Genomic DNA, 16,177 nt, shown 5'->3' with positions numbered 1-16,177 from the left:
CAGGGGAGGGAGCCGACCGAATTCTTACTCAACGATCTACTTATTGCGCAGTCGTCGCCGATGCCGCTGGCACATCCCCCGCAGGGGCATCAACCGCAGGCGCGGTTTCCACCGGTGCCATTATCTTGTCATAAACCGCCCGCAGCTCTGCGGCATTCACCTCAGGTTCCCCTTTTGGCTGCGCCACTAATAACGCAGGAGCGCGGGAAAGCTGTTGCTTCAGTTCCTGATTCAGCACCGGCAGGGTCAGCGTGGAAAGGAACTGCTGACGCAATTGCTGATACTGTTCTGGGGCGATATCTACCACACCGTTTTGCTGGGAACGCAAACGCTGGCTCATCAGCACATCGGTATCGGTGCGGGCGTAAGTCGCGAACAGTTTGCTCAGCTGATCGTTTTTCTGCGCAATCAGTGCGTCAAATTCAGCCTGAGAAATGCCTTTATCGCGAACAGCCAGGAGTTCTTCTGACAGACGTTTAAACAGCTCCGTCAGCTTAGCCTGCGGTGCTTCAATGCGGATTGCACACTGCGCGCGCTGATATTGCACATTACAGTCGAAACCCAGCCCCGGGCCAGGTGCCGGGGTGTCTTTTTTGGTTTCAAACGCACTTTTCAGTTGTTGCTGCAAATGCCAGAACAACGCTTCGCGGGCTAGATCACTGCGCCAGTATGCGGCAAGTGCCTGTGAATCCTGAATGGGCTGCCAGGCGTTATCCCACATTAATGAGACACGATCCTGAGTCAGATTTTCATCCATGACGGTCATGGATTTTGTCGTCACTTCAGACAGCGTGGGCAACGTCTGCGGCGTCTGGCGGCTGCCTTTGAGTGACGAGAACGTGCGATTGATTTGTTCACTCAGGCCACGACTGTCGACATTACCGACGACAAATAACGTCATCGCATCAGGCGTATACCACTGATGATAAAATTTGATTAATGCCTCGATATTGACGGGTTTGGTCGGTAAATGGTTTGGATTGTGACCAACCAGCGTCGAACCGGCCATCCGCGCACGCCACCAGGCATCCTGCGTATTTTGAGGCAGAGAACCTACCGGATCCTGAGATTCCTGACGGGCTGCACTCACCAGCGCCGGGGTGACAGACACTTTGCCCGCCGTATTTGCCAGCCAGTTCAGAGCATCTTTCAGAAGCTCAGGACGGTTATTGGGCAGGCTCAGGTTGTACATCGTGAAATCATAAGAACTGACCGCTGGCGGCAAGGGCCGCTGCGGATTGATACTTTGCTGCCACAGAGACTGGAGCTGAGCCGTGCTGAAGCCTTCGCTGTGCATCAGCGCAAGGCGGGGAAGGAAATGGGCATAGCCCGTTTGCTGGGCTGATTCCGCCAGCGAGCCGGTGCGAACCACCAGGCGTAATTCAATGCGATCGCTCGGGCGTTGCGGCGTGGTCAGCAACTGCCAGGTAAATCCATTGTCCAGTTTCCCCTGCTGCCAGGCCGGATCTGGTTGTAATGCTTCAGCTTGCACATGACTTGCGGCTGCTGCCAGCAGCAATCCACCAATGAGTAAACGGATTTTGGTGCCCTGCATGTGAACCCCTACGTAATGACAATCCAATTTTCAATATGCTGTCCTGCCGGTGTCGGTCGACTGGCCCACAGGAATTGAATGCGTAAGTTTAAGGACGGAAAATACAGCCCTTCGTTAGACCGCGCATTTTTCGCAATGTCACGCAGCCCGCAAAAATATTATGGGAACGAACGCCAGATGAGGCATTTGAGGGACATATTATGAAGATAATCCACCGGTTGCATCAAGTAACCGGTGGATATTAGGTGGGTTTGGGGCTAAATAAATGCGTTTTTAGAAACCTTTCTCAATATTTTCATCCATTCAGCCACCATTTTTCAGAAATTTCAGGCGGACTTTTCGGCTTCGGTCAGACCTTTCTGGCCGTTTAAGGTCGCTTTTAACTGCCCTTCGTCCAGCTGATCACACCATTTTGCGACCACGATGGTGGCGACGCCGTTACCCACCAGATTGGTCAGCGCACGCGCTTCGGACATGAAACGGTCAATGCCCAGAATCAGTGCCAGTCCTGCAACCGGTAAATGGCCCACAGCAGACAACGTTGCCGCCAGCACGATGAATCCGCTGCCCGTTACGCCTGCCGCCCCTTTTGAAGACAACAGCAGCACCACAATCAGGGTGATCTGATGCCAGATATCCATATGGGTATTGGTCGCCTGCGCGATGAAGACTGCTGCCATCGTCAGATAAATCGAGGTGCCGTCCAGATTGAAGGAATAGCCGGTCGGAATGACCAGCCCGACCACCGATTTCTTACAACCCAGACGCTCCATTTTATCCAGCATGCGCGGCAGCGCTGATTCAGAAGATGACGTGCCCAGCACGATCAGCAGCTCTTCTTTAATGTAATTCACAAACTTGAAGATGCTGAAACCGGTGAAGCGCGCGATAAGCCCGAGCACCACCACCACGAACAAAATACAGGTCAGGTAGAAGCACAGGATCAGTTGTCCCAGTTGCACCAGCGAACCGACGCCGTATTTGCCGATGGTAAACGCCATGGCCCCAAATGCGCCAATCGGTGCGAGGCGCATGATCATATTGATGATGCCGAAAATGACCTGAGAGAAGCTTTCGATCACATTGAAAATCAGCTGGCCTTTGTGGCCCAGACGGTGCAACGCAAAGCCAAACAACACAGCAAATAGCAGCACCTGAAGAATGTTCCCGCTGGCGAATGCCCCAATCACGCTGGAGGGGATCACGTCCAGAAGGAACGGAATGATGCCCTGGCTTTGCGCCTGCTCGGCGTAAACCGCTACCGCTTTGGCATCCAGCGCGGCAGGATCCACGTTCATCCCGGCTCCCGGCTGTACAATATTGACGATCACCAGCCCGATGATCAGCGCCAGTGTACTGACAATTTCAAAGTACAGCAGCGCAATCGCACCGGTGCGGCCGACCGCTTTCATGCTTTCCATACCCGCAATACCGGTGACGACAGTACAGAAGATCACCGGCGCGATGATCATCTTGATTAATTTAACAAAACCATCACCAAGTGGTTTCATTTGAGCGCCAATCTCAGGGTAGAAATGCCCCAGAAGAACACCGACGGTAATAGCCAAAAGCACCTGAAAATACAGGCTTCTGAAGAGTGATTTTTTCATGAATACCCATCCTGAAGTGATTGCGCCGACTTCTATTTTTTGTAAGGTCAAAGGTAATGAGTGGCAGCAGGTAAATAACACAAGCACAACATGATGGAAATATTTCGTTTCCCTCCGCAATCACGAGTCATGAAAAACCGGAGCGGAAAGGATTCAGCAGGAAGTAATGTAAGTAAAAAAAGCGTCAGGAGGGGGAAATGCCGGACAAGAAGAGGTTTTCCTGTCCGTGGTACAGGTCAGGAAGGCTGGCAGAATTTCCGTTCGAAGTCAGTTTTGGAAAGCGGCGCGGAAAATAAATAGCCTTGTCCGAGCTGAATATTTTCCTTAAGCAGCCACTGACGTTGTTCCTCAGTTTCTACGCCTTCGGCTACCAGCTGAATATTCATGGCGTGACCAATCGAGGCCACAATATTCACCATCACTTCATCCTGCGGCAGCACGCTGACGAAGCTGCGGTCAATTTTGATGACATCAATAGGCAATGTGCGCAGCCGGTTGAGGTATTCCAGCCCGGAGTAACCCAGACCAAAATCATCAAGCTCGATGGAAACACCCACGGCGCGAAGTTCGCTGAGCAACAGCAGCGCGCGATCGAGATCATCAATGCGGGCCGTTTCCGTGATTTCCAGCACCAGTTGTCCCGGATTAATTTTGTAACGGCTCAGCAGGCTGCGCAGTTCCGGCAGGAAGTTACGCTGCTGTACCTGCGCGCCGGAGAGATTGACTGACAGCGGCAGGGGAATGCCTCGTTGCTGCCAGTCCGCCAGGATCTGACAGCCCAGCTCAAGAATTTTGTAACCCAGCTGACTCATGACGCCGATTTCTTCGGCCAGCACAATAAAATCGCTTTCCAGGCCGTAACTTCCATCGGCCATTTTACGACGCAGCAGGGCTTCCGCCCCGACCACCGTGTCGGTTGCCATATTCACCTGCGGCTGGATAAACAGCGTGAAATCATTCTGTTCCATCGCATGCAGGATTTCGTTTTCCTGCAGTAAGCGTTTCTGAATTTTTTCGGTCAGTTCCGGCTCGAAGAACAGGATTTGGTTTTTCCCCTGCTGATAGGCAGAGACTCTGGCCGCACGACCATTCACCATCAGTTGCTGCGCACTCACCGGGAATTCGCCGGTGTATTGCACGATGCCGATGCTGCCGGTCGGATGCAGAGACATATTGCCAGCATGACTTTCCTGCGGTGCATTGATGCGCTCCATGATTTGCCGCGCCAGACGCATCGCCATAAAGGGCCGCGGAATATCCGCCGCCAGCAGAGCAAATTCGTTATAACTCAGGCGCGCCAGCAGGCAGTTCTCAGGCAACACATTCATGATGGAAGAGATCAGCGGGCAATCCACATGGCCATCATCGCGCAGGCTTTCAATGCCGATTAACAGCAGGTGGAAACTTTTTTGCGGTTCAGCGCAATGCAGGCGGTGTTCCAGATGCTGCATAAACTGTTCTTCATTATTTAGCATGGTTTGAGAAGGCAGCAGTGCTTCACGGGCAGTGCATTGCGGCTTCTCCCGCTGTTGCTGATTGCGGTTGTAGCTGCGCACCAGCATGCCGATCTCATCGTCTTCGTGGCGTTGCGGCAGGGTCAACTGATGGCCTGGCACCTCGCTTTCCGGCAGGGATTCCAGATCGCTGGCAATCGCGCGAAGCGGTTTCACGATCAAACGGTTGATAACCCAGCTCACGGAAATGGTCAGGATCAGCGCCAGCAACAGATATGTCGTCAGCATGGTCGAGAGCGCGCTGATGATGAACTGATACATGCGGTAGGAATCAGCCTGAAGGACCAGATAAGCCAGGGGTTTGGGGGCTTTAGGGCTGGCAGCCGCAGAATAGAGAGGTACGGAGATTGTCACCGGCAGATTGAAACCGCGGGTCACCCATTGCGGCACCGGGCGGCCTGGTGGGAAATGCGTATGCAGTGCGGCGATCTGATTGGGTAACACGACGTCGGCACGGCTCAGAATGCCCACCGGTTGCAGCGTATTCAGAATGTCCTGCGTTTCTTCCAGATCAACATCCAGCACGGCTTGCGAGAGCGGAACCCGAACAGAATGCGCAATATTCTCAAGTTGCTGGGCGTAATCGTCCCTCCGTTGCTGTACAAAGTGGAACAGCTGGATGACGATAAAAATACAAATGGTGATGGCCGCAATGCTCGACACGGCCGCCATCTGTTTAATCGTTAATGAACGCCTGACCCGCAACTTAATTCTCCATCAACCACCGACATGATTTTCCGCGCCCATCAGGGCAGAAACGGTACTTGTGCGCAGTATACCTTATAACGTGTTATTTCGAGGTTAAAGACGAAGTTTTGGCTATAAAAAACAACATGTTTGCCGGTACACACCTACAATGAATATTCTTTATGTTGTTCAACTTAGAGAAAACATACATTACTCAGGTTAATCGAATAATTCACAGCATAAGAACATCCTGAGCCCGGCGCACCTGATGAATATTATGTGCTATTCATCACATAAAAAACCAAACATTATACTAATTTAACAAAAACGCATCGCAAAACAACATCAAAAACCTTTTGCGCCAGCCAGTTATGCCCGTGTTGTTTTTTATGCGGGTTAATCCTATTTTTTGTAAAAACTGCTCTATGCTGTAAAAGAACTGATATATTAAGACGAGTCCTATTCCCACATAAAACTTTAAAAATATTCATCTTTTTACACTCTTTGTTAACGGCCAATCACAGTCGTTTTGACGTCCAGAAAACACCGAAATATATAATCCTATCGGGCGGGATTTATGAATAAATATGATGACATTAAACGTTTTATGGATAAGACGAAGTTGGAATATCTTGATTATAAAGAGCTTAATGAAAAATCAACGGGAGAATCCATAACAGGTTCAATGAATCAGTGGACGTTGATTAAACAAGTCTCAGCCAGCGAAGAGCCTGCCGGTCCACTTGATAACGGCCGTACCACGCAGCCAACGCCACAATCCATTTCTGCGGACGAGTTTTCGCTTTCTGCTTCTCAGTCTGTCAATGAGCAGCAGAAACCGCATGCTTCTGCCGCACAGCCTGTTATGCACACACCAGCCACGCCGATGTCTTCGGAGGTTACTCCTCCGCCAGCCGGTTTTGGTCTGCTTGATGCCCTGCGCGAAACGCTGCCGTCCGCACCCGTTCAGCCAGCCCCCGTGTCCGTGCAGCCCGCGCAACATCAGCCTGTTCACACAGCACCGACATTGCACGCCCAGTCAGTCATTCCTGACAGCGGCTCAGGTTTACTCGATTCATTGCGTAAAGCAATGCCCGAAGCGCCTTCAAAGCCTGCACCTGCGCCGGTTCAGACGCCTCAGCCAGAACAACACTCCGCCGCGCCGGTTTACCACCAGCCGCCGGTACAAAATCCAGCGCCAGTGGTACCCGCATCCCCGGCGTCTGCTGAGGTTAACCAGCGCTTTAAACAAATGTTTAAACAGCGAGCGCCGCAGCCTGCCAGCGCTTATTTACATCGCGACACACCGCTTCAACCCCTGTTAGAGATGATTGCCTCATGCCGTTAGTTTGCGTTTGTTCACCGAAAGGTGGGGTAGGAAAAACCACGGTGGCCTCCAACCTGGCCTATTCGCTTGCCCGCAGTGGCAGTAAAGTGCTGGTCATCGATTTTGATGTGCAGAACGCCCTTCGCCTTCATTTCGGTGTACCTATTGCCGATACCCGCGGTTTTGTCGCCGGTTCGGGTAATGAATCCGACTGGAGCCAGTTCATCCTGAAAGCAGGTTCCAATACGTTTGTCTTACCTTACGGCGAAGTGACGGAAGATCAGCGGCTGGAATTCGAACATCAGCTTGCCAGCGATCCGCATTTTTTACAGCGCGGATTAAATACCGTCCTGAATTATCCGGGATTAATTATTATCGCGGATTTCCCTCCCGGCCCGAGTCCGGCATTAAAAGCCGTTCAGGCCATTGCTGATTTACATGTGGTGGTGATGCTGGCCGATACCGCATCATTATCTTTATTACCCTTAATGGAAAAAAACAAATTAATTGGCACCCCTTTGAATAACAAGTTGGGTGAATATTATGTTGTTAACCAAAGTGACACCCGCCGGACATTAAGCCGCGACGTCACCCAATTTTTCGAACAGCGTTTAAATGAAAGATTATTAGGCACAATCCACAGGGATGAATGTGTGCCAGAGGCCAATGCCTCGCAGCGCTCTATTATTGATTTCAGTCCGGTATCGGCTTCGGCATTTGATATTGAACTGATCAGCAAAAAAGTCGCCGCCATTTTAGGGATTAAAGTCGGTGATGGTGAATTACACGCCGCGCCTAAATCTGGCAGTTATTAGCTATCACTGTTAACAGCGACCCCAAAAGCGATGAATAAATTCCTGTTTTCTCTTCTTGTACTTCTGCTGCTGCCGGTGGCAGCAGTCATCATCATTACCCCGATGGACAGCCAGAAGCAGTACATTTTTGGCCTGATCAGCATCGGTCTGTTATTCCTGCTTGGCATCAGTAAAAGCCGACGGATTAGCGTGGTGATGGTCATCATGTCCGTCATGATGTCGACGCGTTATATTTACTGGCGTGCGACGGAAACGCTGCATTTTAATTCAACAATAGAAGCTATTTTAGGGATCGGCTTATTCCTTGCCGAACTGTATGTCTGGCTAATTTTGTTGCTGGGCTATCTGCAAACCACCTGGCCATTAAAACGCACCATCGAACCTTTGCCGGATGACACCACGCTGTGGCCAACCGTCGATGTGTATATTCCGTCTTATAACGAAAGTCTCGACGTAGTACGTGACACCGTGCTGGCGGCGCAGTGCATCGATTATCCGAAAGATAAAATCAAAATTTATGTTCTGGATGACGGTAAACGGGACGAATTTGCGGTGTTCTCCGCTGACGCCGGCGTGGGATATATCACCCGTAACGACAACTCCCATGCCAAAGCCGGCAACCTGAACCATGCAATGAAACTCACCAAAGGCGAGCTGATTTGCGTATTCGACTGTGACCACGTGGCCACCCGCGCGTTCCTGCAGGCGACGGTCGGCAGCTTCCTGAAAGACCCGCGTCTGGCGCTGATCCAGACACCGCACTACTTCTATTCACCTGACCCGTTTGAACGTAACTTGTCTGCGGGCCGCACCATGCCCAACGAAGGTGCCCTGTTCTACGGCCCGGTTCAGCAAGGTAACGACAACTGGAATGCGACGTTCTTCTGCGGCTCCTGTGCGGTTATCCGCCGTGTGGCCCTGGAAGAAGTGGGGGGTTTTGCGGTTGAAACGGTTACCGAAGATGCACACTCCGCGCTGAAAATGCAGCGTCGTGGCTGGAATACCGCGTTTCTGGATATCCCGCTGGCCGCCGGTCTGGCGACCGAACGTCTGGGTCTGCACGTCATTCAGCGTACCCGCTGGGCGCGCGGCATGACGCAAATTTTTCGGGTGGATAATCCGCTGCTCGGCCGCGGTCTGAAATGGCAGCAACGCCTGTGCTACCTGAACGCCATGCTGCACTTCCAGTTTGGTCTGCCGCGTGTGGTGTTCCTGACCGCACCGCTGGCTTTCCTGCTGTTCAACCTGAACATTATTTCCTCGTCCGCCAGCCTGATTTTTGCTTACGCGCTGCCGCACCTGGTGATGTCGCTGTACATCAACTCCCGCATGAACGGGCGTTTCCGCTACACCTTCTGGGGTGAGATTTACGAGACCGTGATGGCCTTCCACCTGATCCTGCCCACGCTGGTGACAATGTTCGCACCCAAACGCGGCAAGTTTAACGTGACGGATAAAGGCGGTTTGCTGGACGTCGGTTTCTTCGACTTCAACATCGTCAAACCTCACCTGATTGTCGCCATCCTGATGATTATCGGCATCGGTTACGGCATCGTGCGCGCCATCTTCCACAATTACTTTGCCATCGACCCAAACGTTATTGCGCTGAATATCGCGTGGGGCAGTTTCAGTGTGCTGATTTTGCTGGCAGCGATTGCAGTAGCGAAAGAAACCCGTCAGGTGCGTAAAACTATCCGTATCGATGTGGCCATCCCGGCGATTATTCATTACGCCAATGGTATTTCACTGCGCACCACCACTATCGATATGTCGATGGGCGGTGTGCAACTGGTGACGCCGGACGTGCGCTATCTGGATGAAGAAATTGAAGAAGTAGAAATTCAGCTGTCTTCCGGCGCGGAAAGTTTCCCGGTGACGCAAATCAGCGGAGACAAAGAGCGGTTGCGTCTGCAATTTGAAAACCTGCCGTTATCGAAACGCCGCGAGCTGGTTCGCGTGGTCTTATGCCGTGCTGACGCCTGGATTGGCGAAGAATACCCGCCGGATAATCCGTTCAGATCGCTGGTAAGCATCATCCGTTGCGTGTTCGAGTTGTTCTATAACACGTGGAAGGAACGCCGTGCTAAAAATAAACCCGCTGACGCCACCAGCAAGAGTGAAGCAGCATGAACCGACCTTATAACCTCATGAGTAAGCGCCGTTTATTGGCTGCACGGGGCGCATCCCTGTTCAGAAAAATCACCACCGGTTTGTTGCTGACGTTCAGCAGTCTGCCGTTGTCACAGGCGGAAGACGCGCCGGCACCGGCCGTTGATCCGGCAACCAGCCTGCCAGCCGCGCCGTCATGGCTACCGCCGGTCATGCCGATGCCGGGTGAAACGGCGCCAGCCGGTGACACAACGCCAGCCCCGGCCGCAGATGCACCACAGACGGATACCACGCCGGTGAATAACAGCCCCGCGATGCCTGATGTAACTGCCGATCCTTCCGCTGCCCCTGCGCCGGTAATGCCGCTGGTTCAGCCGGTGACCAGCAACGTCACCGTTGCCGAAATGGGCCAGCCAAACGGGCTGACGCTCAGCGGCGGCCAGTTGCAGTCCGGTATCATTTTCACCCTGCCTGCCGATGAAGTAGTGACCAACGCGCACCTGTCGCTGGCACTGAAAATTTCTCCGGCGCTGATTGCCCGCGATACCACACTCGAACTGATGCTCAACGGCCAGCCGCTGGGTAACCTGCCGCTGAATCAGAGCAGCAACGGCGGCGATGTTTACGATCTCGATATTCCGGCAGCCATGGTGGTATCCAACAACAACCTGAGCTTCCGCGTGCATGACAGCAACACCATGACCTGCGAGAAAGATCAGTCGGATAAATATTGGGTCACTATTTTGCCCACCACCAGCATCGGGCTGGAAGGTCAGCAACTGAATATTGGCCGTAATCTGGGTAACTTCCCGCGTCCGTTCTTTGATGGCCTGCAGATGCAGGAGTCCAAAATCACCATGGGCTTCTCTGCTGCCATGAAACCGGGCGATATCAGCGCTGCGGCGATGGTCTCGTCTTATCTCGGCATGTTGTCCGATTATCGCAGCGTCGATTTCCCGGTCATCCTGAATGATTTGCCGGATCAGGATGGCATTCTGTTCGGCAAGCCGGGGGATAAAATCGGTTCACTGACGTTGCCGGCGAGCAACGGCGCATCGATTCAGATTATCGATAACCCGATCAATCCGGTTTACAAGCTGCTGCTGGTACTCGGTAATGACGATAACCAACTGCGTCAGGCTGCGTATCGCCTGATCAGTGGCGGGATGCCGAACAACACCGACCATCTGGATGTGGCCCAGCAAACCATTCCGTCCAGCAAACCGTATGACGCGCCGCGCTGGATTGACACCTCACGGCCGGTGACGCTGGGTGAACTGGCGGGTAAAGATCAAGATTCGCTGATTTCAAACGGCATTTATCACGACGGCATTCAGGTCGCCTTCCGCGCTGCGCCAGATCTGTTCATGTGGGACGGACACAATATTCCGGTGCGCATTGATTACCGTTTCCCCACCGAAAACTGGATTGATGAAGACAGTTCAAGACTCAACGTCTCCATCAACAGCAACTTCCTGCGCAGCCTGACCGTCAACAAAGTGGGTCTGGTGGAAAATATCTGGCGTCGCCTGGGCGGTGACAGCCGTCAGGAACGCTACACGCTGCAACTCGCGCCCTACCTGATTTACGGCGACAACCAGTTGCAATTCTATTTCGACATCAAGCCGAAAAAAGATGCGCCGTGCAGCATTCTGACCAGCGACAATATTAAGAGCCGTATCGATCCAAAATCTTTCATCGATCTGAGCGGAAGCTACCACTTCGCCCAGTTGCCGAACCTGTCGTATTTCGTCGGCGCGTCTTATCCGTACTCCAAACTGGCTGATTTCTCCGACACCCTGATGCTGTTGCCGCAAACGCCGACAGCGGATGAAATCCACACCCTGCTGAACCTGGCCTCACGCGCCGGTAAAGCCACAGGCATGCCGGTGAATCATGTGCAGGTGGCCTTCGGCCTGAACGGTGATGAACAAAATAACCCGCTGTTTGACCGCGATATTCTGGCCGTCACCACGCTGGGCGACACGCCATTCAACCAGCAGTTACTTGCGGACTCTCCTTTCAGCATCAACGGTGGCTCAATGGGCGTAAAAACGCCGACCGAAATGCAGCGCGTTGTCGCCTGGCTGACCGGTGACTGGTACCGCCAGCCGGTCGATGCAGACCGTTATCTGTCCTCAACCGGCGCATGGCGTGGCTTCGTCAGCTACCGTTCGCGCTGGTCTGCCGACCATGTGGTCGTGCTGGCAACCGGTACAGACGATCAGCAGTTGCTGAAAATCCATAACGATTTGAAATCACCCAAAATCAACGCCAACGTGCGCGGCGATCTGGCGATTATTACCGATGAAAATGGCATCCGCAGCTTCTCAGTGGGTCAGCAATTCCCGACCGGGCAAATGCCGTGGTACATGATGGTGCTCTGGTATGCCAGCAAACACATCGTGATCCTGTCGTTGATTGCGACCCTGCTTTCGCTGGTGGTTGGCCTGAGCCTGTTCGTTGTCCTGCGTCGTCACGCGGCCAAACGTCTGGGTCAGAAATGAAAAGCATCGGCTTTAAAACAAAAACAATGAAGATCGCCCCGATTTCGGGCGGCGACTCTCTGGCGATTACCGGAGCTGGAAAATGAAGAAACATAAACTGTCCCTGGCGGTGATCAGGGCTATTTATCTGGTAGGGATCGCCGGAGTAGCGAGTTTTAGTGCCACCACCTTTGCAGCGGATACCACCAATCCTGCCATGAAGGCGTTGTTTGATCAGGCCGCTTACTGGCATGAACGCGCCCATGACGACCTGGCGAAAGACGCCTTACAGAAAGTGCTGCTGGTTGAGCCAGACAATGCGCAGGCGCTGTACCTGATGTCGCTGTATTCCATGCAAAGTGGCGATAAAACCGCAGCCAGTCAGTGGCGCGAAAAACTGGCCGCTGCCTCGCCGGACGATCCGCGTCTGACATCGCTCAACAGCGCCAAAGCCATGCAGTCAATCCCGCCGGCTCAGCTGGCTTCTGCCCGCCAGATGGCCGCGCAGGGCAACGTCAGCGGTGCGCTTTCGGCGTACCGCACGATCTTTAACGGCAACCAGCCACTCGACAGCCTGGCGACCGAATACTATCTGACGATGGCGGGCGACAAGTCGCTCCAGCCGCAGGCCATTGCCGGGTTACAACAGCGTGTCGCCTCGCGTCCTGACGACACACAGGCGCGCCTTGGTCTGGGTAAGGTGCTGACGTATCAGGAATCCACCCGCCGCGACGGTATAAAATTACTGAGCACGATGGCCGGTTCCAGCACCGAAGCCGACCGCTCATTACGTCAGGCATTATTGTGGATGACGCCGCAGGAAGCTGACCGTGATTTTTATCAGGGCTATCAGGCGCGTCACCCGAACGACACCGGCGTGATGACATACTTCCAGAAAAACATCGGCGGCGCGGCGAAAGGTCAGGGCTTCACGGCACTGAACAGCGGCGACGTCAACAGCGCGAAAGCTAAGTTTGAAAGCGTGCTGGCCGATAACCCGAATGACGCCGATGCACTGGCCGGTCTCGGTTATATCGCGCAGCGCAGCGGTAACTTTGAGCAGGCGTCACAGTATCTGAGCAAAGCTGCCGCACAGGGCGGCCCGAACAGCACCCAGCTGAGCAATCAGGCACAGGATTCCGCGTTTTACGCCCAACTGGCGAAAGCCAAAGACGCCGCCGGCTCCGGCAGTTACGACGCCGCACTGGCTGCCGTCACTCCGCTGACGCAGGTCGGTGGTGAGAAAGGTCAGTCAGCCAGCCTGTTGCGTGCGGATATTCTGCGCCGCAAAGGCGATCTGGCCGGGGCTGAGCAACAATACAGCGCGCTGGGCGATAATGCCGATGCCCGCGCCGGGTTGTATTACGTGCTGCGTCAGCAGAACAAAACCGCCGAAGCCAGTCAGGTGCTGAAAACGCTGCCAGCCGGGATTCAGGCCAAAATGAACCCGCCGACCGTGGCGGATGTTATCGAGCCAATGCGCCGTCAGGCCGCCCAGGCCGTAGCGAACAACGATCCGCAGCGCGCACTGAATATTCTTCAGCAGGCACGGGAACGTCAGCCGTCAAATGTCTGGGTGAAACTGGATATGGCGCGCATCCTGCAATCGCAGGGGCAAACCGCGCAGGCACAGTCAATCATGGCGCCGTCTGCGCGTCCGGGTGCCTCTTCTGCCGATCTGTACGCCGCGGCCCTGTTCGCGTCAGAAACCAAAAACTGGTCAACCGCCAACGCCCTGCTCTCGCGTATTCCGCGCAGCAGTCAGAATCAGGGGATGCGTGAACTGGCGCAGCGCGCCAACTTCAATGCGCAAATGGCCGATGCCGAAAGCTATCTGCAACAGGGCAATGCCGCCGCTGCGTCTAACACCTTGCGTGCGCTGGCACAGAATCCGCCAGCCGCGCCTGCGGATGTCGGCGCGCTGGCGAAAAACCTGGCGGCGGCCGGTCAGCTTCCGCTGGCGGTGCAACTGGTTCGCCAGAATATGCGTCAGGGCGTCAACGGCAATGCCGGGGATTACGCCGATCAGGTCAGCGTGCTGAATCAGGCCGGTCTGAGCAATGAGGCGCAAGCCTTCCTGCAAAATCCACAAATCCAGTCCGGCACGTCACCGACAGCGCTGGCGAGCCTGCGTAACGGTTTCGTGATCACCCAGGCTGACCAGTTGCGCGAACAGGGTCAGTACGCAGCGGCCTACGACAAACTGGTCGTCGCGTTGCAGGCTGATCCGCAAAACCGCGACCTGATGCTGGCGATGGCGCGCCTGTATCAGTCCGGAAAACTCAATAAGCAAGCCGGTCAGGTCTATAACTACCTGATGAGCAACGACACACCGACACAGGATGCACGCGTCGGTGCGATTAACGTTGCGCTGGGCGAAGGCGATAACCAGCGTGCTAAAACGCTGATGGAAGGCCTGCGCGGACCGCGTACGCCGGACCGTCTGTTACTCGAAGCGCGCGTCGCCGAAGCACAGGGCGATCATCAGCAGGCGCTGGCGTTACTGCGTTCTGCGAAGGGCAAGATGATCGGGCTGGAAGGCACAGACAGTCAGGCGCAGGTGGCCGGATTGCAGATCAGCGACAACCCGTTCATCAACCGCTCAACACGCACCTCCGCCTCACGACCGGCGACACAATCTTCTTACGGTGCCGTATTGCCGTGGCAGGTATCAGATCAGGTTTCCACGCCGGGAAATATTCCGGCGGCAACGACCGAACCGACAGCGGTCACACAGCGTAATGCCACGGAAAAACAGATCGACGACATGCTCGACGAGTTGCAGGGCAAGACCGCGACCTGGGCGCAGGGTGATATGTCGATCCGTGGCCGTGACGGCGAAAGCGGTCTCAGCCAGCTGACCGAAGCTAAAGCACCGATGACCTTTGCCTTCGTGCCGTTTGATACGTCCCGTCTGAGTATTGGCGTCACGCCGGTTTCTCTCAGCGCAGGCAGCCCGTCCGGTACCGGCAATTCCCGCTTCGGTCAGGGCGCACTGGCTGCAGCACAGTCGGCGCAGAAAGATGTGGCTGCCGCAGCCGCAGCGGCCGGTCTGGATATCGCCAGCTACAGCACCTTTGCGAAATTGCAGGCGGCTGCAGCGGCGAATTCCAGCACCAACTGTACGTCAGCTAACGCAACCTCCGATCAATGCGTGGCCTACAACACCATTACGGGTACGGATCCAACGACTTACGCAGCGCCAGCCGCAGGCAATCAAAGCGCAACCGGCGTAGAAGTGAACGCTGCGCTGACCGGTGACAGCTATAAAGCCGATATCGGCAGTACGCCGCTCGGGCAGGATCTGAACTCGCTGGTCGGTGGCGTGCAATGGGCACCGAAACTGACTGACTTCACCACCCTGCGCGTGACGGCTGAGCGTCGTGCTGTCACTGACAGTATTCTGTCCTACGTCGGCACCAAAGATAATTACAGCGGCAAGGAATGGGGTCAGGTCACTAAAAACGGCGGCAGCGTCAATCTGTCGTACGACGATGGCGACGCTGGTTTTTACGCCGAAGCGGGTTATTACAGCTATCTGGGTAACAACGTGAAGAGCAACAAATCGGTGAACGCCAATGCCGGTCTGTATGTACGTCCGTTCCGTTATGACGATCGTGAACTGAAAACCGGCATCAACGTCGGTTACATGGATTTCGACAAAAACCTCAGCTATTACAGCTTCGGTCAGGGCGGTTACTTCAGCCCGCAAAACTATGTCAGCGTCTCCTTCCCGGTGGAATACACCCAGAAATATGACGACTGGGATCTGAAACTGTCCGGCGCGGTGGGCTATCAGTCTTATTCGCAGGATAAGAGCGCCTACTTCCCGAATAACCCGGACCTGCAGAAACAACTGGAAGATCTGGTGGCTGAGGGCTACGGCACAGAAGCTTATTACAGCGGTAAAACGCAAAATGGCATCGGCTGGAATGCGGGCGTCGGCGGCAACTATCATCTGAACAAAAGCATGCAGATTGGCGGACAGGTTGGCTACGATACTTTCGGCGATTACAACGAAAGTAAAGCGCAGGTCTACTTCCGTTATCTGATGGGCCAAAATTAATCGCGGTG

At 54.3% G+C, this 16,177-nt stretch carries 8 protein-coding genes; 5 read left to right on the top strand and 3 right to left on the bottom strand.

Translation table 11 applies throughout. The features are described from left to right. Positions 1-40: 40 nt before the first annotated feature. The 3 genes from UC14_RS13130 to hmsP form a co-directional block, all read right to left on the bottom strand. Positions 41-1,555, bottom strand: a complete 1,515-nt coding sequence (locus tag UC14_RS13130; protein WP_013573461.1) for a pitrilysin family protein — start codon at positions 1,553-1,555, stop codon at positions 41-43. Between the two features lie 326 nt (positions 1,556-1,881). Further along, complete coding sequence (locus UC14_RS13125; RefSeq protein ID WP_013573460.1) at positions 1,882-3,165, bottom strand: dicarboxylate/amino acid:cation symporter; 1,284 nt, start codon at positions 3,163-3,165, stop codon at positions 1,882-1,884. A 236-nt stretch (positions 3,166-3,401) separates the two neighbouring features. Continuing rightward, positions 3,402-5,384 (bottom strand): biofilm formation regulator HmsP, encoded by a 1,983-nt coding sequence (gene hmsP / locus UC14_RS13120; protein WP_112197858.1) that lies wholly within the window; start codon positions 5,382-5,384, stop codon positions 3,402-3,404. A gap of 559 nt (positions 5,385-5,943) precedes the next feature. On the opposite strand from hmsP, the gene UC14_RS13115 reads away from it, so the two are divergent. From UC14_RS13115 to UC14_RS13095, 5 genes are all read left to right on the top strand, one after another. Beyond that, positions 5,944-6,714, top strand: coding sequence for a hypothetical protein (locus UC14_RS13115; RefSeq protein ID WP_112197857.1), 771 nt, complete (start codon positions 5,944-5,946; stop codon positions 6,712-6,714). Beyond that, on the top strand, positions 6,705-7,508 hold the full coding sequence (bcsQ, locus tag UC14_RS13110) for a cellulose biosynthesis protein BcsQ (protein WP_013573457.1): 804 nt from the start codon (positions 6,705-6,707) through the stop codon (positions 7,506-7,508). The genes UC14_RS13115 and bcsQ overlap by 10 nt, the downstream gene beginning before the upstream one ends. A gap of 30 nt (positions 7,509-7,538) precedes the next feature. Further along, positions 7,539-9,638, top strand: coding sequence for a UDP-forming cellulose synthase catalytic subunit (gene bcsA / locus UC14_RS13105; RefSeq protein WP_013573456.1), 2,100 nt, complete (start codon positions 7,539-7,541; stop codon positions 9,636-9,638). Next, a complete protein-coding gene (gene bcsB / locus UC14_RS13100; protein WP_112197856.1) occupies positions 9,635-12,124 on the top strand; it encodes a cellulose biosynthesis cyclic di-GMP-binding regulatory protein BcsB in 2,490 nt (829 codons plus the stop codon). Before bcsA ends, bcsB begins: the two co-directional genes overlap by 4 nt. A gap of 82 nt (positions 12,125-12,206) precedes the next feature. Beyond that, entirely contained in the window at positions 12,207-16,169 is a 3,963-nt protein-coding gene (locus UC14_RS13095; protein ID WP_112197855.1) for a cellulose biosynthesis protein BcsC, read from the top strand. Positions 16,170-16,177: the final 8 nt, after the last annotated feature.

The organism is Rahnella sp. NRRL B-41462, assembly GCF_003263525.1.
GTDB classification, from domain to species: domain Bacteria; phylum Pseudomonadota; class Gammaproteobacteria; order Enterobacterales; family Enterobacteriaceae; genus Rahnella; species Rahnella aceris.
Note: the sequence above shows the minus strand (reverse complement) of the source record. Positions and strands in the feature narration are given on the sequence as shown.